The organism is Arthrobacter sp. UYEF3 (assembly GCF_040546245.1).
Classification (GTDB): Bacteria; Actinomycetota; Actinomycetes; order Actinomycetales; family Micrococcaceae; genus Arthrobacter.
Genome location: NZ_JBEPNK010000019.1, coordinates 35,584 through 52,898 on the forward strand (window position 1 = coordinate 35,584; position 17,315 = coordinate 52,898).

Consider the following 17,315-nt stretch of genomic DNA (forward strand, 5'->3'; position numbering starts at 1 on the left):
CGGGGCCGGCAGGGGTAGCGTTGGGGCCATGGGAAAGATCCGGGATTCCGTCGACGCCAGGGCCCTGCGTTTCGCCGCGGGTTTCCCGGTCATGCTGGCGGCCGCCTTTGTGGTCTGCGCACTGCTGATCCGGGCCGACCTGCCCGAGCCGCTGGCGGTCCGCTGGACCGATGCCGGGGCCGCGGACTTCGCGCCCTTCGGAGCCGTGGTGGCAGCAGGTGCGGGGCTGATCGTGCTCGTCGGCTGGGCCATCCTGCTGCAGGCGGCACCGCTGTCCCGTCCGGCGCTGATGCGCCGGTTCATGATGGGCGCCGGCCTGACCATGAGCCTCTTCGTCACGGCCGTGCTGGCCGCATTGCTGGTCGGCCAGCTGGGCCTGGCCGACGCCCGCGGATCCAGGGTGGACGTGACAATTCTGGCCATGGGCAGCGGGGCCGCGCTGGGTCTGGGCGTGGTCATGGGGTTCGTCTTCAAGGCGGACGAACGGTGGTCCACGGATGACGAGCGGGCCGTGCGGGAGGCGCTCGAACGGCAGCGGGACCCGGACCTGGCCAGGGACTCCGTGAGTCTCTGGGTGCACGCCCGCACCTCGGTCTTCGTGATGCTCGGCATTGCCACGCTGTTTCCGGCGGCCCTGCTCACCGTCGCCGTCCCGTGGCTGGCCGCGCTCCTCGTGGCGGCCGCGTTACTGGCGGCCGTGTTCCTCTTCGCACGCATCCGGGTGGACCGCGGTGGGCTGCGGGTGTTCGCTGGCGGGTTCGTGCGGGTCATGGATGTCCCCGCCGCTGCCATCGATGCAGCGACGCCCCGGGAGGTCAAGGCCGCCGACTACGGCGGCTGGGGCTACCGGAGCCATGGCGCCACGACGGCGTTGCTGGTCAGCAGCGGCCCCGCCGTCGTCGTGGACCGCTCCGACGGCCGGCGGCTGGCGGTGAGCGGCGGCAGCGCCACCACGGCGGACAACATCGCGCAGGTGCTGTCCCGGGTGGCTGCACGGGCGCGCCGCAACGGCGGGGCGCCGGCCTCGCAGCCCGAGTAAACTGGAAATAACCCCGACCAGCCGCGCCGCGAGCCCCCGGCGCCCCCAAAGAATGGATCCGCCCGTGAGTACTGCCCCGGACTTCCCGCGCGTTCACATCGCCACCGACCACGCCGGCATGGAACTGAGCGCTCACCTGGTGCGCCACCTCGGCGCCATGGGGTACGAGGTCGTAGATCACGGACCGAAGGCCTACGACGCGCTGGATGACTACCCCTCGTTCTGCATCAACGCCGCCGCTGCGGTGGTGGCCGACCAGGCAGCAGGCACGTCCGCACTGGGAATTGTCCTGGGCGGCTCCGGCAACGGCGAGCAGATCGCTGCCAACAAGGTCAAGGGGGTCCGGGCCGCGCTGGCGTGGAACCTCGACACGGCCAGGCTGGCCCGCGAACACAACGACGCGAACGTCGTGGCCGTTGGGGGCCGGCAACACAGCGTCGACGAGGCCACCGCGATCATCGAGGCCTTCCTGGCCGAGCCCTTCAGCAACGATGAGCGGCACGTCCGCCGGATCGGCAAGATCGCCACCTATGAGACCACCGGCGAGGTCGTCGAGTAGTGCCGGAGGGACATTCGGTCCACCGGCTGGCCCGGCAGTTTGCGGACGTGTTCGCGGGGGAGCGGCTCGCCGTTTCCAGCCCGCAAGGACGGTTCGTGCAGGGCGCGGCCGTGCTCAACGGACACGTCCTGACCGGCTCCATGGCGCACGGCAAGCACCTGTTTCTCGGTTTCGAGCACGGTCTGGTCCTGCACGTGCATCTGGGCCTGTACGGGGCGTGGGACTTCGGCGGTGATTCGGAGTTCCGCGGGGCATCCAGCATCGGCGCACCCCGGAAGGTGGGTGAGCGGGAGCTCTATGGGGACAGCGGCCCGGACTCCGAATACGCGGGGCCGCCGGCTCCCGTCGGCGCCGTCCGGGTCCGGCTGGCCAGCGGACATGGCTGGGCGGACCTGCGCGGAGCGACCACCTGCGAAACGCTGACCGAAGCCGAGGCGGACGCCGTCGCGGCCCGGCTGGGTCCGGACCCGCTCCGGAACATCCTGGGCGACCGGGACAGCTTCATCGCCGGGCTGGCAGGGAAACGCACCCCGCTGGCCACGCTGCTAATGAACCAGTCGTTGATTGCCGGCGTCGGCAACGTCTACCGCGCCGAACTGCTGTTCCGGCAGCGGCTGGATCCGTGGCTGCCCGGGACGGCACTCTCGGCGGAAGCCGCCGGGCGGCTCTGGAACGACACGGTCGCGATGATGTCCGACGGCGTCCGCTACGGGCGGATCATCACCACGCCTGCGCGCTACTGGTCCGGCCACGGTTCGCCGGAACACGACTCCTCCGAACACGACTCCTCGGAACCGGGCCGCGGGCTGCCCGCCCCGGAGGACTCGCATTTCGTGTACCGGCGGCAGGGCATGGACTGCCGGGACTGCGGGACCGCCGTGGTACTGACGGAGCACGCCGCGCGGAAGCTCTACTGGTGCCCCGGCTGCCAGCAGGCCTGAGCCTTCATCGGTGCAGTCGATCCCGTCGAATGCACCGTGAGTGCCCTTTTGATCCGCGAGGAGGGAACTCGCGAAGCATTCGATGGATCCGGGCATGAAAAAAGGCCCCTCCGGTGAGGGGCCTTCTTCATTTTCTTCGGAGGGGACGACGGGAATCGAACCCGCGTAATCAGTTTGGAAGACTGAGGCTTTACCATTAAGCTACGTCCCCGGGTCTTTGCTGGCACTTCAGCAAAGTTTCCGGGCGGCTGTTGAAGCCGGATACAACTAAACCCAATTCAGGGCCCCAGTGTCAAATGTGCAAACCGGCACAGTATGACCGTAGACTGTTCTGTGCACTTACGGGGTGTAGCTCAGCTTGGCTAGAGCGCCTGCTTTGGGAGCAGGAAGTCGCAGGTTCAAATCCTGTCACCCCGACTCTGCAGCGACTGCCAGTCAGTGCCGCTGCAGAACCCCATCCCCCAAATCCAGGAGAACTTAGACTGTGAAGAGCGCTGTCGAGAACCTCACCCCTACGCGGGTCAAGCTCAATGTTGAGGTCCCCTTTGAGGAATTGAAGCCCAGCATCGCAGAGGCATACAAGACTGTTGCTTCGCAGATCCAGGTTCCCGGTTTCCGTAAGGGCAAAGTCCCCTCCAAACTCATCGACCAGCGCGTTGGCCGCGGCTACGTTCTGGAAACGGCGATCAACGAAGGCCTCAACGGCTGGTACCAGGCTGCCGTGCAGGAAACGGGCATCCGACCGCTGAGCCGTCCCGAGGTTGAAATCACCGAGGTGCCGGACCCGTCCGCTACCGACGGCGAACTCAAGTTCCACGCCGAGGTTGATGTCCGCCCCGAGATTGAGCTTCCGGACTACGCCGGCATCAAGGTCGAGGTTGCCGCTGCGGAGTCGTCAGAAGCCGACGTCGACACGGCCCTCGACGAACTGCGCGGCCGCTTCGGCACGCTCAAGTCCGTTGACCGCCCGGCCGCCAACGACGACTTCCTGACGATCGATATTACCGCCACGATCGAAGGTGCCGAGGTTGACTCCGCGTCCGGGCTGTCCTACCAGGTCGGCGCCGGCACCATGCTCGAAGGCTTGGACGAAGCCGTCACCGGCCTCAGCGCCGACGAAGACGCCATCTTCGACACCACTCTGGTGGGCGGTGACCACGCCGGCGAGTCCGCGCAGGTCAAGGTCGTGCTCAAAGCCGTCAAGGAGCGCGAGCTTCCCGAGGCCAACGACGACTTCGCCCAGCTCGCGTCCGAGTTCGATACCCTGGCCGAGCTCCGTGAAGACCTGGCCAAGCAGGCCGCCGACTCCAAGACCGTCGAGCAGGGCGTAGAGGCCCGTGACAAGGTACTCGACAAGCTCGTCGAGCTCGTTGAGGTTCCGGTTCCCGCATCGGTCGTGGACGAGCAGCTCGAGCAGCACTTCAGCGCCGAGAACGCCCATGGTGAAGGCGATCACGACACCGAGGAGCACCGCGCCGAGGTCAAGGCCAATACCGAGCGTGCCTTCCAGAACGAGGTCATCCTTGACGCCATTGCCGAAAAGGAAGAAGTCGACGTCAGCCAGAACGAGCTGATCGACTACATCGTCACCACCGCCAGCCAGTACGGCATGGACCCGAACCAGTTCGCCCAGATCATCGATCAGAGCGGCCAGGTACCCATGATGGTTTCAGAGGTGCGTCGCCGCAAGGCACTCGCCGTGGTGCTTGGACAGGCCGAGGTGACCGACTCCGAGGGCAACAAGGTTGACCTGAGTGACTTCGTCCGCCCCGGCGGCGAAGAAGCACCGGAAGAAGCACCGGCAGAAGCAGCAGCCGAGGCTGACGTCGAGGACGCCGCCGCCGAAGAAGCAGCGCCCGAGACCGCGAAGAACGATGACCCGGCAGCAGTGAAGTTCTAACAGCCTTCCCGCTTCCGCAGTCAGAACAGCACCCCCGGATCTTTGATCCGGGGGTGCTGTTTTTAAGCTCGTGATGAACCCTCCCGGGCAATCGTGCGCCGTCAGCGAACAGCCCTGTACCTGAGCACAATGCGGGTCGGAAACCCGTTAGTGTCCATGTAGGAAAGTTCAGTGATGTCGTCCAGTGGCGTCACCGTCGCCAGCGAGAGGTAAGTACATATGTCACAGCAAGCAGGGGCACCCCGGATGGCTACTGTCGATCCGGCAGCCCAGGATAACTACATTTACAACCGCCTGCTGAAAGAGCGCATCATCTGGCTCGGCTCCGAGGTCCGCGACGAGAACGCCAACGCGATCTGCTCGCAGTTGCTGCTGCTCTCGGCCGAAAACCCCGAGAAGGATATCTACCTCTACATCAACTCACCGGGCGGCTCCGTCACCGCCGGCATGGCCATCTACGACACCATGCAGTTCATCCCCAACGACGTCGTCACCGTCGCCACCGGCCTCGCCGCCTCGATGGGTCAGTTCCTGCTTTCCTCCGGCACCAAGGGCAAGCGCTACGCCACGCCCAACGCCCGTATTCTGATGCACCAGCCCTCTGGCGGCATCGGCGGCACGGCCTCGGACATCAAGATCCAGGCCGAGCTCATCCTGCACATGAAGAAGGTCATGGCTGAACTGACGGCCGACCAGACCGGGCAAACGGTCGATACCATCCTCAAGGACAACGACCGGGACAAGTGGTTCACGGCCGAGGACGCCCTGGAGTACGGCTTCTTTGACAAGATCGCGGCGCACGCCGGATCAGTTGCCGGCGGCGGCGGAACGAACGCCAACGGCGCAAATACGGCCGGCGGCGCCGTCACCGGATCCACCGAGAACTGACCGGTCCGCAGACAGCAATGAATTCAGGAGTAATGAACATGAACTACAACTTCGGTTCGACTGCCGGCAACCTGCCCAGCAGCCGGTACGTGCTGCCGCAGTTCGAGGAGCGCACCCCTTACGGCTTCAAGCGCCAGGACCCGTACACCAAGCTGTTTGAGGACCGCATCATCTTTCTCGGTGTCCAGATCGACGACGCCTCGGCGGACGATGTGATGGCACAGCTGCTGGTGCTTGAGTCCACCGACCCGGACCGCGACATCACGCTTTACATTAACTCCCCGGGTGGGTCCTTCACTGCCATGACGGCGATCTACGACACGATGACCTACATCCGCCCGGAAATCCAGACCGTCTGCCTCGGCCAGGCAGCCAGTGCCGCGGCCGTAATCCTTGCAGCCGGTACCCCGGGGAAGCGCCTCGCGCTGCCGAACGCCCGGGTCCTGATTCACCAGCCGTCGCTGTCCGGCGGCCAGGGCGGACAGGCCTCCGACCTCGAGATCCAGGCAGCCGAGGTCATGCGGATGCGGGAATGGCTCGAAACCACGCTGGCCAAGCACTCCGGCCGGACCCCGGAGCAGGTCAACTACGACATCGAGCGTGACAAGATCCTCACCGCGGCCGACGCCCTGGACTACGGCCTGATCGACCAGGTGCTGGATTCCCGCAAGATGAAGCCCCAGGCAATCACCAAGTAGCGGATCATGACCTAACAAGCAGTACCCGACGCCGGTGCGGCCCTTTCAGGCGGCCGCACCGGCGTCGGCTTTCCACCCAACAGGCCCAAAGTGACCTAGAGTGGAACGTGTCACGGCCGGCGACCCTGCGGGGAACGTTCGTGATTCCAGTAACGGGTGCAGCGCTGCGCAGGAATTCCACGGAGCCGGCAGCAAGATACTAAAAGGGGTTCACATATGGCTCGGATTGGCGAGAGCACGGATCTGCTGAAGTGTTCTTTCTGCGGAAAGAGCCAGAAGCAGGTCCGGAAGCTTATTGCCGGGCCCGGCGTCTACATCTGCGACGAGTGCATTGAACTCTGCAACGAGATCATTGAAGAAGAACTCGCCGAAGTAGCCGACCTGGGCAGTTTTGAACTGCCCAAGCCCCGCGAAATCTTCGACTTCCTGCAGGAATACGTGATCGGACAGGAGCCCGCCAAACGCTCGCTCGCCGTCGCGGTCTACAACCACTACAAGCGCATCCAGGCGGGCCACGCGCCCAAGAGCGGCAGCCTCGCCGAGGGCGTCCACCACGACGACGTCGAGATCGCCAAGTCCAACATCCTGCTGATAGGGCCCACCGGCTGCGGCAAGACCTACCTCGCGCAGACTCTGGCCCGCCGCCTCAACGTCCCCTTCGCCGTCGCCGATGCCACCGCGCTGACCGAAGCCGGCTACGTCGGCGAGGATGTCGAGAACATCCTGTTGAAACTTATCCAGGCCGCCGACTACGACGTCAAAAAGGCCGAACAGGGCATCATCTACATCGACGAAATCGACAAGATTTCGCGTAAGAGCGAGAACCCCTCCATCACCCGGGACGTCTCCGGTGAGGGAGTGCAGCAGGCCCTGCTGAAGATCCTTGAGGGCACCGTGGCCTCGGTACCGCCGCAGGGCGGCCGCAAGCACCCGCATCAGGAATTCATCCAGATCGACACCACCAACGTGCTCTTCATCGTGGCCGGCGCCTTCGCCGGGCTCGAGGAGATCATCGGTTCGCGGTCCGGGCGCAAGGGCATCGGTTTCGGCGCCCCGCTCAACGAGGTCAAGAACAATGCGGACTCCTATGGCGAGGTCATGCCCGAGGACCTGCTCAAGTTCGGTCTGATCCCCGAATTCATCGGCCGGCTCCCGGTCATCACGACGGTCTCGAACCTGGACCGTTCGGCGCTGATCCAGATCCTGTCCACGCCCAAAAACGCGCTCGTCAAGCAGTACCAGAAGATGTTCCAGCTCGACGGCGTCGAACTGGTCTTCGAGGAGGAGGCGCTGAACACCATCGCCGACCAGGCGCTCGAACGCGGCACCGGGGCCCGCGGGCTGCGGGCCATCATGGAGGAAGTCCTGCTGCCGGTAATGTTCGACCTGCCGAGCCGTGATGACATCGCCACCGTTGTCATCACCGAAGACGTGGTGGCCAGGAAAGCCGAGCCCACCATGATCGGCCACGACGTTAAGCGCCGCAAATCCGCCTGATCCGGAATAAATATGCCGCACCGTTCGCTGTCGCTTGGGACGCGCCCGGTCGCTAAGCTACCGCGGTGCTCCCCTTTTGCTCAGACTTCCCTAGGAGATCACCTGTGTCTGAATCCCTGACCAATCAAGCAGAGACGAATAAAGCCGACTTCTGGTTTGACCCCATGTGCCCCTTCGCCTGGGTGACGTCGCGCTGGATCTCCGAGGTCGAGGAGGTCCGCGACATCAGGACCGAATGGCACGTCATGAGCCTGGCCGTCCTGAACGAGGGCCGCGACGAACTTCCGGCCGACTACAAGGAGTTCCTTGGCAAGGCCTGGGCCCCGGTGCGGGTGATCATCGCCGCCGCGGAGAAGCACGGAGCCGAGTGCATCAAGCCGCTTTACGATGCCATGGGCACCAAGATCCACAATGAGGGCAACAAGGACGTGGCCGAGGTCATCGCCAAGTCGCTGATGGAGGTGGGCCTGCCGGCCGAACTTGCGGCCGCCGGCCGGAGCGACGAGTTCGACTCCCAGCTTCGCTCCAGCCATGACGCCGGCATCTCGCTGGTCGGCCAGGACGTGGGCACCCCGGTTGTCGCGTTCAACGGAACGGCGTTCTTTGGCCCCGTGCTTACGCGTATCCCGCGCGGCGGGGACGCCGGCAAGCTCTGGGACGCCGTGGTGACCCTGGCCTCCTTCCCGTCGTTCTTTGAACTCAAGCGGAGCCGCACCGAGAGCCCCGTTTTCAGCTAGTCCGCGGCCGGGCCGGCCCATGTTGAGGCCCCGGAAGAACTACCTGGCTGTAGTTCTTCCGGGGCCCTTGTGCATCCCCGACCGCGGGAGAACAATGGGATGTACCAACTTCGAAAGAAGATGGACGTAGGAACCAAAGATTCAGTGACACTCATCCGACGCAGCCTTCGGCAAAGTCAGATGATGGCTACCAGTGACGAGGTAGGAAGACCTGAAATTCTAAGGATCCCGCCAGATTGCCAAAGACGTCACGTGGCAACCGAAAGTCGAAGCCCCACCAACCGCAAAAAGCTGATGGGGCTTCCCCTTTGCCCGAAACCGGCATCACGCCAATCGCATCGGACCAAAACCGCATCAGCGTGGTGCCATGAGCAGTGTGCCAACCCGGGCCCGTCCATGGTCCTGGAATCGGTCCGCACCACCGCGCACGGCCCTTAACTACTATTCGTCCGGCGCGATCGTGGCCGCACCCACCACCTAGCTGCCCCAGGTTGCCGGCGGCACCCGGAGCTGGGACTACCGGTACACGGGGTATGGGACGCCAGCATGACCCTGCAGGCGCTGTGGGTGGCGGCCCGGCCGGACGAGGCCGGGAAGTTCTTCCAGTTCCTCGCCTCGGCCGCCTACCAACTGGCCCGCGGCGACCAGCTCCAGATCATGTACGGGATCGGCGGCGCGCGGGACCTGCCAGAACGAGTGCTGGACCACCTCCCCGGCTGGCGGGCCGGCGCACCCGTGCGGGTCGGCAACGGCGCCTGGGACCAGCGGCAGCTGGACGTCTAAGGCGAGCTGCTGGACGCCGCCGCGACCATGCCGGGATTCCTCGCTGACCTGGCACCGGACACGTTGCGGTTCCTCGCGGACGCGGCCACCGAGCAATGGCTCACCGACAGCCGCGGCCTGGTCTACCGCAACGACGGCGACGACGGGCCACCGGGGGAGGAAGGCGCCTTCCTGCCACATCGGCCTGGTTAATGCCGCCAGGGCCATCTGCGAAGCGGAACGCAAGCAGCGGTCTGGTTCCTAGCGGCGACAGGGGACCGGCGTAGCATGGCCGGGGGAACAAGCCCACCCTCGAACATTGGAGCGCCATGCCCATCACAGCACACCTCGACTTGACCCTCAAAGCAGAATCCCTGCCCGCGGCCCCGGCGGTGCTTCGCGACATCCTTGCCGATACGCGGGCGTTTGACGGCTGCCTCGGTGTCGACGTGCTGGTCGACAGTGCCGATCCGGCGCACTTCCTTGTGGTGGAACAGTGGGCGTCCCTCAAGCACGACTCCGCCTACCGCGCATGGCGGGCAGCCGATGGAGCGAGCCCGCTGGGCGATCTCCTGGCCGGACCGCCAGTGCTGACGCGCTTCGAGACCTCCTTTGAAATCTGAGCCCCGGAAAGCTACCTCATGAAGAGGGCCCTCCGCCCGGCCTGGGCCGGCCGGAGGGCCCACTCCATCGTGGTCTGGAACCGGATCGTTACGCCTGGCCGGGCTCTTCTGCGGGGGCCAGAACGACGTCACTCACGGTCAGTTCGCCCTCGCCGGCCACCAGTGCCAGCTCACGCGCGTTGGCCGCGGCCTTGAGGTCGCCCAGACCCGCCTTAAGCTGCGTCGTGAGGGACTCCGAGGCCGTGATGGTTGCGGAGAGAACCTCGGTGCGCTGCTTGACCTTGGCCTCGGACTTGGCCTTGCGAATCCCGCCCAGCGCCGCGCCCACAGTGGCCAGCAGGGTGGTGTCGCCGTTGATCTCCACGGCGGCAGGCCACGGCGCGCGGTGCACCGAGCCGGTCCGCCACCAGCCCCAGACTTCCTCCGTCGCGAACGGCAGAAATGGTGCGAACAGCCGCAGGAGGGTGTCCAGGCTCGTCGCCAGCGCGGCCAGCACCGACGCCTGCTGTTCCTCCCCGGCGGCACCGTAGGCGCGGTCCTTGATCAGTTCCACATAGTCATCGGTGAAGTGCCAGAAGAAGCTCTCGGTGATCTGCAGCGCCCGGGCGTAGTCATAGCCCTCGAACGCCTTGGTGGCCTGCTGGACCACGTCAGAGAGCTGGGCCAGTACTGCCCGGTCCAAAGGGTTACTCAAGACCGAGAGGTCGGACGAAACCACGGAGTCCTCCGTGGCGCCCAGGTTGAGCACAAACTTCGAGGCGTTGAGCAGCTTGATCGCCAGGCGGCGGCCGATCTTCATCTGTGCGATCTCGTAGGCGGTGTCCGCACCGAGCTTGGCCGAGGCCGCCCAGTACCGGACGGCGTCCGAACCGTACTCGTTGAGCACGTCGGTCGGGACAATCACGTTGCCCTTGGACTTGGACATTTTCTTGCGGTCCGGGTCAAGGATCCAGCCGGAGATGGCCGCGTGCTTCCACGGCGCGACGTCCTGCAGGGCATCGGCTCGGACGGCGGTGGAGAACAGCCATGTCCGGATGATGTCGTGCGCCTGCGGGCGTACGTCGAACGGGTAAACCTTCGTGAAGAGCGCCTCGTCGGTGCTCCAGCCACCTACGATCTGCGGGGTCAGCGAGGAGGTGGCCCAGGTGTCCAGGACGTCCGCGTCGCCGGTGAAGCCGCCCGGCACGTCGCGCTGGGCTTCCTCGTAGCCGGGGGCCGCATCCGCGGCGGGGTCCACCGGGAGCTGGCCGTCGGCGGGCAGTACCGGCGCGTCGTAGTCCGGGTTGCCGTCGGCGTCGAGCGGGTACCAGACCGGCACCGGCACGCCGAAGAACCGCTGGCGGGAGACCAGCCAGTCGCCGTTGAGGCCGGTGATCCAGTTCTCGTAGCGGGAGCGCATGAAGTTCGGGTGGAATTCGATCTCCTTGCCGCGGCCGATCAGGCGTTCGCGGCGGTCTTCGTCGCGGCCGCCGTTGCGGATGTACCACTGGCGGGAGGTGACAACCTCGAGCGGCTTGTCGCCCTTTTCGAAGAAGTTGACCGGGTGCATAATCTTCTTGGGTTCGCCGTCGAGCAGGTCTGCGGCGGCGAGGAGTTCCACTACGCCTTCCTTCGCGCTGAAGACCGTTTTGCCGGCGATCGCCTCGAAGGCTGTGCGGCCCTCCGCGGACGTGATCCAGTCCGGGGTTTCGCCGATAATGCGGCCGTCACGGCCCACGATGGCGCGGGTGGGCAGCTGCAGCTCGCGCCACCAGGTGACGTCGGTGAGGTCGCCGAAGGTGCAGACCATGGCGATGCCGGAGCCCTTGTCCGCCTTGGCGAGCGGGTGGGCCCTGACCTCCACCTCGACGCCGAACAGGGGAGAGGTGACCTTCTTGCCGAACAGCGGCTGGTACCGCTCGTCGTCGGGGTTCGCCACGAGGGCCGCACACGCGGCGAGCAGTTCGGGGCGGGTGGTCTCGATGTAGATCTTTTCGCCGTCTTCGGTGAAGAACGGGTAGCGGTAGTAGGCACCGGCGACCTCGCGGTCCTCCAGTTCGGCCTGGGCGACCGCGGTGCGGAAGGTGACGTCCCACAGGGTGGGCGCCTCCGCCATGTAGGCGTCGCCCGCGGTGAGGTTGGCCAGGAAAGCCCGTTGCGAGATGGCCCGCGACTTGTCGTCAATTGTGCGGTAGGTCAGGTCCCAGTCGACGGACAGGCCGAGGGTCTGGAACAGGTTCTCGAAGACTTTCTCGTCCTCGACGGCGAGTTCTTCGCAGAGTTCAATGAAGTTGCGGCGGCCGATGACGTCGAAGTCGCGCTGGTTCTTCGCGGGCTCCGCCGGCGGCCGGTATCCGGCGTCGTAGGGGATGGCCGGGTCGCAGCGCACGCCGTAGTAGTTCTGCACACGCCGCTCGGTGGGAAGGCCGTTGTCGTCCCAGCCCATCGGGTAGAAGACGTTCTTGCCGGTCATCCGCTGGTAGCGGGCCAGGACGTCGGTCTGGGTGTAGGAGAACATGTGCCCCACGTGCAGCGAACCCGACGCCGTGGGCGGCGGAGTGTCGATTGAGTAGACCTGTTCCCGGGTGGTGTCCCGGTTGAACTTGTAGGTCCCTTCCTCTAGCCAGCGCCGGGTGAGGGCTGCTTCCAGCCCCTCCAGGGCGGGTTTGTCCGGAACGTTGATGGGGGCAGTGGTGGGCGTGTCTGTACCCTGAGTGTCTTCAGCCATGGGGCAATTCTTTCATTGTTTTCCGCTGTGTTCCGCAGAGTTCCCCTGCAGTAGCATGCAGCAGATGGAGGAAAGCACCGGAGAGTATGCGATTAAACGGGTTTACGACGAGCCCGCTGATGACGACGGCTACCGGGTTTTGGTGGACCGGCTCTGGCCGCGCGGGGTCAGTAAGGAGCGCGCGCATCTTCAGCTCTGGCTCAAGGAGGTGGCCCCCACACCGCCGCTGCGCAAGGAATTTGCGCACATGCAGGAGCGGTTCGCGGACTTCCGCGCCGCCTACGAGGCGGAGCTGGAATTCAATGGCGCCGTCGACACGCTCCGGGAGCTGGCCGCCGTGCACGCCAAAGTGACTTTGCTATTCGGTGCGAGGGACCCGGCGACCAACCACGCCCGGGTGCTGATGGAGTTTCTGCAGCGCAGCAGGTAGCAGGCAGGAAATGACCCCGGCATTCCCATTAGGGTGGAGCCATGACCGAGGGAACCCACACCAGCGCAGCAGCACAAGCCGCAGCGGATGCAGCAGTAACCAAGGCCGCGGTCGTCACCGGCGCCAGCACCGGAATCGGCGAGGCCACCGTGCGCGCGCTCCGGCTGGAAGGCTGGCGAGTGTTCGCCGTCGCCCGCCGCGCCGAGCGGCTCGAGGCGCTCGCCGCCGAGACCGGCGCCGTCGCACTCCCCGCCGACGTCACGGACGACGGCGACGTCGCCCGACTGCTCGAGGCGGTCACCCGTGCCGGCGGCATCGACACCCTGATCAACATCGCCGGCGGGGCGCGCGGCGCGGACAAGGTTGGCGAAGCCCGGATCGAGGACTGGGAGTGGATGTACGACGTCAACGTCCTCGGCACACTCAAGCTCACCCGCGCGTTCCTGCCGATGCTGCGCGACTGCGGTGAAGGCACCGTCCTGAACCTGACCTCGACGGCGGCCCTGTCCGCCTATGAAGGCGGCGGCGGCTACAACGCCGCGAAGTTCGCGCAGCACGCCCTCACCGGGGCGCTGCGGCTGGAAGAGGCCGAACACAACCTCCGCGTGATCGAGGTGGTCCCCGGCCTGGTGCAGACAGAGGAGTTCGCGCTGAACCGGCTCGGCGACAAGGGTGCCGCTGACAAGGTGTACGCCGGGGTTGAGAAGCCCCTCACGGCCGGCGATGTCGCCGACGTCGTCCGTTACGCGGTAACCGCGCCGCATCACGTCAACCTGGACCAGATCGTGATCCGCCCGGTGGCACAGGCCGCCAACTTCAAGCTGATCCGCAAGGGGTAGCCGCATCCGGCGGGCGGCCCGGAGTAGTTTCCGGTAACATCGTCGTAGCAGCTTTGACCCGGCCATCACCGGTGAGCTTCCGGAAGAACGCCCCGGCGCAGCAACGTGCCTCGGTCGGTAGAACCGGACGGGTAAGCCCGTCACAGCAGTCAACGAGCGGCCGTTGCCGGTGCAGCCCTTTGCAGAAAAGGGCGCAGGACCGGTGCCGGTAAGTGAGGTGGTACCGCGGTGCCGGTGTTGTTGCGACAGCACAGGGGCCGTCCTCGCATCCTGAATGAATCCCGTTGTTCACCAGCTCAACCCAGGATGTCGAGATGACTTATTACCCGAAGGCCTCCGCCGCACTGTCCCGTGCAGGCGCCGCCACCTCTGCTTCAAGCACCTCCGGTGTACCGGCATCCGTGAAATTCCCGGAGATCGAAGAGCGCATCCTCACGTACTGGGATGAGGACGGCACTTTCCAGGCCAGCATCGACCAGCGGGATTCCGACCTCCCCGGCGGCGAGCCCGGCAGCAACGAGTTCGTCTTCTACGACGGACCGCCCTTCGCCAACGGACTGCCGCACTACGGCCACCTGCTGACCGGCTACGCAAAGGACCTCGTGGCCCGCTACCAGACCCAGCGCGGGCGCCGCGTCGAGCGCCGTTTCGGCTGGGACACCCACGGACTGCCCGCCGAGCTGGAAGCCATGAAGCAGCTGGGGATGACGGACAAGACCCAGATCGAAGCCATGGGCATCGATAAGTTCAACGACGCCTGCCGAGCCTCCGTGATGAAGTACGCCGACGAGTGGAAGAGCTACGTCACCCGCCAGGCGCGCTGGGTCGACTTCGAGAACGACTACAAGACGCTCAACGTCGAGTACATGGAGTCCGTGCTCTGGGCCTTCAAGCAGCTGCACGAGAAGGGCCTGACCTACAACGGCTACCGCGTGCTGCCCTACTGCTGGAAGGACGAGACGCCGCTGTCCAACCATGAACTGCGCATGGACGACGACGTCTACAAGAACCGCCAGGACCAGACCGTTACCGTCACCTTCCCCATCACGGCGGGGGAGTCGGAGCTGTCCCGGCAGCTGGCCGGGGTGCAGGCGCTGGCCTGGACCACGACGCCCTGGACGCTGCCCACCAACCTGGCGCTCGCCGTCGGGCCCGCCATCACCTACGTCGTCGTGCCGGCCGGCCCGCACGGCATCAAGGCCGCCGCGGCCGAGGCCCCCGTCACGGGCGGCTTCCTGCTCGCCGCGGACCTGCTGGGAGCTTACGCGAAGGACCTCGGCTACGGCGACGGCGCCGAGGGCGCTGCCGCAGCCGATGCCGCCGTCACCTCCCGGCACACCGGCACCGAGCTGGAGGGCCTGACGTACGAGCCGCTGTGGGACCACTTCTCCGACGCCGAGAAGTACGGCACCGAAAACGCCTGGCGCTTCCTCGTCGCCGACTACGTGACCACCACCGACGGCACCGGCATCGTCCACCAGGCGCCCGCCTACGGTGAAGATGACCAGAAGGTCTGTGAAGAGGCTGGCATCCCCGTGGTCCTCTCGGTCGACGAGGGCGCGAAGTTCCTGCCGCTGTTCAACTCCGGCCCGCTCGCGGAGATCGCCGGACTTCAGGTGTTCGAGGCCAACAAGCCCATCACCCAGGTGCTCCGTGCCCAGGGCCGGCTGGTCCGCCAGGCCAGCTACGAGCACAGCTACCCGCACTGCTGGCGCTGCCGGAACCCGCTGATCTACCGCGCCGTGTCCTCCTGGTACGTCGAGGTCACCAAGTTCAAGGACCGGATGTCGGAGCTGAACCAGGAGATCAACTGGATCCCCGGCAACGTCAAGGACGGCCAGTTCGGCAAGTGGCTCGCGAACGCCCGCGACTGGTCGATCAGCCGCAACCGCTACTGGGGCAGCCCCATCCCGGTCTGGCAGTCCAGCGACCCGGACTATCCGCGCACCGACGTCTACGGCTCGCTCGCCGAGATCGACGCCGACTTCGGCCGCCTGCCGCTGAACAACGAGGGCCAGGTGGACCTGCACCGGCCGTTCATCGACGAGCTCACGCGCCCGAACCCGGACGATCCGCGCACCCCGGAAGAGGGCCAGTCCGTCATGCGTCGCGTCGAGGACGTGCTGGATGTCTGGTTCGACTCGGGGTCCATGCCCTACGGCCAGGTCCACTACCCGTTCCAGAACGAGGAATGGTTCGACACCCACAACCCGGCGGACTTCATCGTCGAGTACATCGGGCAGACCCGCGGCTGGTTCTACATGCTGCACATCCTCTCCACCGCCCTGTTCGACCGCCCGGCCTTCCGCAACGTCATCAGCCACGGCATCGTGCTCGGCTCCGACGGGCAGAAGATGTCCAAGAGCCTGCGCAATTACCCGGACGTCTCCGAGGTCCTGGACCGCGACGGCTCCGACGCGATGCGCTGGTTCCTGATGTCCAGCCCCATCCTGCGCGGCGGCAACCTCGTGGTCACCGAGCAGGGCATCCGCGACGGCGTCCGCCAGGTCATTCTGCCGCTGTGGAACGTCTACAGCTTCTTCACGCTCTACACGAACGCCGCGAACGCTGATGCAGGACACGCGTCCGGCTATGACGCGAAGCTGCGCTATGACGGCTACGCCGACACCCTGGACCAGTACCTGATGGCCAACACCGGAGACCTGGTCCGGAACATGACAGCGCAGCTGGACGGCTACGACATCTCCGGGGCCTGCGACGAACTGCGCGGCTACCTGGACATGCTCACCAACTGGTACGTCCGCCGCAGCCGCCAGCGTTTTTTCGACGAGAATGTCGACGCCTTCGACGCGCTCTACACCGCGCTGGAGACCGTCTGCCGGGTGGCGGCTTCGCTGCTGCCGCTGGTCTCCGAGGAGATCTGGCGCGGCCTCACCGGCGGTCGCTCCGTGCACCTGGCCGACTGGCCGGACGCGGACCTGTTCCCGGCCAACCCGGACCTGGTCGAGGCCATGGACCGGGTGCAGCAGATCTGCTCCACCGGATCCTCGCTGCGCAAGGCCGCCAACCTCCGCGTGCGCCTGCCGCTGCAGGAGCTTACCGTGGTGGCACCCGGCGCGTCCGCGCTGGACGGCTTCGCCGCCGTCGTCGCCGATGAACTGAACCTGCGCTCCGTGCGCCTGCTCGACGCCGAGAGCGCCTCCCCGGAGGAGTTCGGAATCGAGCAGAAACTCGTGGTGAACGCCCGGGCTGCCGGCCCCCGGCTGGGCAAGAACGTGCAGCAGGCCATCAAAGGCTCCAAATCCGGTGACTGGTCCGTGGACGAGGCAGGGCTGGTCACCGCAGGCGGGCTGGCGCTCGAACCGCGGGAGTACACCCTGGAAACCGTTGTGGCCGAAGCCGCGGAGGGCGAGGCGTCGCGTGCGGCCGCGGTCCTGCCCGGCGGAGGCTTCGTGGTGCTCAACACGGAGGTCACTGCGGAACTGGAAGCCGAGGGAACCGCCCGGGACCTGGTCCGCGCCATCCAGCAGGCCCGCAAGGACGCCGGACTGAACGTCAGCGACCGGATCCGCACCACCGTCACGGCCGCGCAGTCCACCGTCGAGGCGCTGCTGGCGCACGCCGAACTGGTCAAGACCGAAACCCTGACCCTCGAGCTGGAGACCGTTCCCGCCGAGGTCACGGAACCGCTGATCAGCGTCGAAAAACTAGCCAACGAAGCAGGGGCATAACCT

15 protein-coding genes and 2 tRNA genes are annotated in these 17,315 nt (G+C 66.0%); 15 read left to right on the forward strand and 2 right to left on the reverse strand.

Going from position 1 to position 17,315, the window contains the following annotated elements:
- The first annotated feature begins 28 nt into the window (after nt 1–28).
- From ABIB14_RS13520 to ABIB14_RS13530, 3 genes are read left to right on the forward strand one after another with little or no spacing between them, the layout of a single operon-like run.
- A complete protein-coding gene (locus ABIB14_RS13520; RefSeq protein WP_354236416.1) occupies nt 29–1,039 on the forward strand; it encodes a hypothetical protein in 1,011 nt (336 codons plus the stop codon).
- Between the two features lie 52 nt (nt 1,040–1,091).
- Entirely contained in the window at nt 1,092–1,598 is a 507-nt protein-coding gene (locus tag ABIB14_RS13525) for a ribose-5-phosphate isomerase (protein ID WP_502909667.1), read from the forward strand.
- Nucleotides 1,598–2,539 (forward strand): Fpg/Nei family DNA glycosylase, encoded by a 942-nt coding sequence (locus tag ABIB14_RS13530; RefSeq protein ID WP_354236418.1) that lies wholly within the window; start codon nt 1,598–1,600, stop codon nt 2,537–2,539. The genes ABIB14_RS13525 and ABIB14_RS13530 overlap by 1 nt, the downstream gene beginning before the upstream one ends.
- Before the next feature lie 140 nt (nt 2,540–2,679).
- On the opposite strand, the gene ABIB14_RS13535 is transcribed toward ABIB14_RS13530, so the two are convergent.
- Nucleotides 2,680–2,750: transfer RNA gene (locus ABIB14_RS13535), tRNA-Gly, on the reverse strand.
- Between the two features lie 131 nt (nt 2,751–2,881).
- On the opposite strand from ABIB14_RS13535, the gene ABIB14_RS13540 reads away from it, so the two are divergent.
- The 9 genes from ABIB14_RS13540 (at nt 2,882) to ABIB14_RS13580 (ending at nt 9,644) form a co-directional block, all read left to right on the forward strand.
- A tRNA-Pro gene (locus ABIB14_RS13540) sits at nt 2,882–2,956 on the forward strand.
- A gap of 67 nt (nt 2,957–3,023) precedes the next feature.
- Nucleotides 3,024–4,439 carry a trigger factor gene (gene tig / locus ABIB14_RS13545; protein WP_354236419.1) on the forward strand — a complete coding sequence of 472 codons (1,416 nt, stop codon included), beginning with the start codon at nt 3,024–3,026 and terminating at the stop codon, nt 4,437–4,439.
- 246 nt (nt 4,440–4,685) lie between these two features.
- The gene (locus tag ABIB14_RS13550; RefSeq protein ID WP_354236420.1) at nt 4,686–5,327 is read left to right on the forward strand and encodes an ATP-dependent Clp protease proteolytic subunit; all 642 of its coding nucleotides are present in this window, start codon (nt 4,686–4,688) and stop codon (nt 5,325–5,327) included.
- A 38-nt stretch (nt 5,328–5,365) separates the two neighbouring features.
- Nucleotides 5,366–6,025 (forward strand): ATP-dependent Clp protease proteolytic subunit, encoded by a 660-nt coding sequence (locus ABIB14_RS13555; RefSeq protein ID WP_354236456.1) that lies wholly within the window; start codon nt 5,366–5,368, stop codon nt 6,023–6,025.
- 216 nt (nt 6,026–6,241) lie between these two features.
- Entirely contained in the window at nt 6,242–7,522 is a 1,281-nt protein-coding gene (gene clpX, locus ABIB14_RS13560; protein ID WP_354236421.1) for an ATP-dependent Clp protease ATP-binding subunit ClpX, read from the forward strand.
- 104 nt (nt 7,523–7,626) lie between these two features.
- The gene (locus ABIB14_RS13565) at nt 7,627–8,259 is read left to right on the forward strand and encodes a mycothiol-dependent nitroreductase Rv2466c family protein (protein WP_354236422.1); all 633 of its coding nucleotides are present in this window, start codon (nt 7,627–7,629) and stop codon (nt 8,257–8,259) included.
- A gap of 546 nt (nt 8,260–8,805) precedes the next feature.
- The gene (locus tag ABIB14_RS13570; protein WP_354236423.1) at nt 8,806–9,042 is read left to right on the forward strand and encodes a glycoside hydrolase family 15 protein; all 237 of its coding nucleotides are present in this window, start codon (nt 8,806–8,808) and stop codon (nt 9,040–9,042) included.
- Nucleotides 9,043–9,069: 27 nt separating this feature from the next.
- The gene (locus ABIB14_RS13575; protein ID WP_354236424.1) at nt 9,070–9,234 is read left to right on the forward strand and encodes a hypothetical protein; all 165 of its coding nucleotides are present in this window, start codon (nt 9,070–9,072) and stop codon (nt 9,232–9,234) included.
- 116 nt (nt 9,235–9,350) lie between these two features.
- Entirely contained in the window at nt 9,351–9,644 is a 294-nt protein-coding gene (locus tag ABIB14_RS13580) for a putative quinol monooxygenase (RefSeq protein WP_354236425.1), read from the forward strand.
- Nucleotides 9,645–9,732: 88 nt separating this feature from the next.
- Here ABIB14_RS13580 and valS read toward each other — a convergent pair whose 3' ends face one another.
- On the reverse strand, nt 9,733–12,351 hold the full coding sequence (gene valS / locus ABIB14_RS13585; RefSeq protein WP_354236426.1) for a valine--tRNA ligase: 2,619 nt from the start codon (nt 12,349–12,351) through the stop codon (nt 9,733–9,735).
- A 64-nt stretch (nt 12,352–12,415) separates the two neighbouring features.
- Here valS and ABIB14_RS13590 point away from each other — a divergent pair, with 64 nt between their 5' ends.
- The 3 genes from ABIB14_RS13590 to ileS all read left to right on the forward strand — a co-directional run bounded on the left by ABIB14_RS13590 (nt 12,416) and on the right by ileS (nt 17,312).
- Nucleotides 12,416–12,781, forward strand: a complete 366-nt coding sequence (locus tag ABIB14_RS13590) for a DUF488 domain-containing protein (protein WP_354236427.1) — start codon at nt 12,416–12,418, stop codon at nt 12,779–12,781.
- Between the two features lie 41 nt (nt 12,782–12,822).
- Nucleotides 12,823–13,620 carry an SDR family oxidoreductase gene (locus tag ABIB14_RS13595; RefSeq protein ID WP_354236428.1) on the forward strand — a complete coding sequence of 266 codons (798 nt, stop codon included), beginning with the start codon at nt 12,823–12,825 and terminating at the stop codon, nt 13,618–13,620.
- A 314-nt stretch (nt 13,621–13,934) separates the two neighbouring features.
- Nucleotides 13,935–17,312 (forward strand): isoleucine--tRNA ligase, encoded by a 3,378-nt coding sequence (ileS, locus tag ABIB14_RS13600; protein ID WP_354236430.1) that lies wholly within the window; start codon nt 13,935–13,937, stop codon nt 17,310–17,312.
- The last annotated feature ends 3 nt before the right edge of the window (nt 17,313–17,315 follow it).